The organism is Streptomyces sp. SID486, assembly GCF_009865385.1.
Taxonomy (GTDB): domain Bacteria; phylum Actinomycetota; class Actinomycetes; order Streptomycetales; family Streptomycetaceae; genus Streptomyces.
Map to the genome: position 1 here is coordinate 1 of NZ_WWJT01000241.1, position 400 is coordinate 400.

General features: G+C 70.8%; 1 protein-coding gene. It reads right to left on the bottom strand.

The genetic code is table 11. The features are described from left to right. On the bottom strand, window positions 1-386 hold a 386-nt coding region (locus GT045_RS12010), incomplete at its 3' end, for a hypothetical protein (RefSeq protein ID WP_161334142.1). Window positions 387-400 lie beyond the last annotated feature (14 nt).

The following is a 400-nucleotide window of genomic DNA, read 5'->3' on the forward strand; positions in this document are numbered from 1 at the left end:
GTGACCGCGACCGCGCCCCGCGTCACACACCACAACGGAGCCTCGACACCCACATCACCCAACGCCTGAACCAGACCAAGCGTCAGAGCAAGCCCCACGGGCACCGACGGGAAGACCGCATCGCGGCCCGACGCCAACGCGAGGAGGGAAACCACACCCGCCACCGCGTCCACCCCAGCGGCAACCTCACGCAGCCGCCCGGCCATCTCCTCCCGGCCCGCGCCATCCGCACCGAGTTCCAGCACCACCGGCTCGGCACCGCTGCGCGCCAGACCACTCACGCACTCACCCACCCACGCATCGCCTGCGAGGCCGGCCGGTACCACCACCAACCACACCCCCGACAACACACCAGCAGCAGCATCGGCCAACGGCGACCACGCCACGCGATAACGCCAGC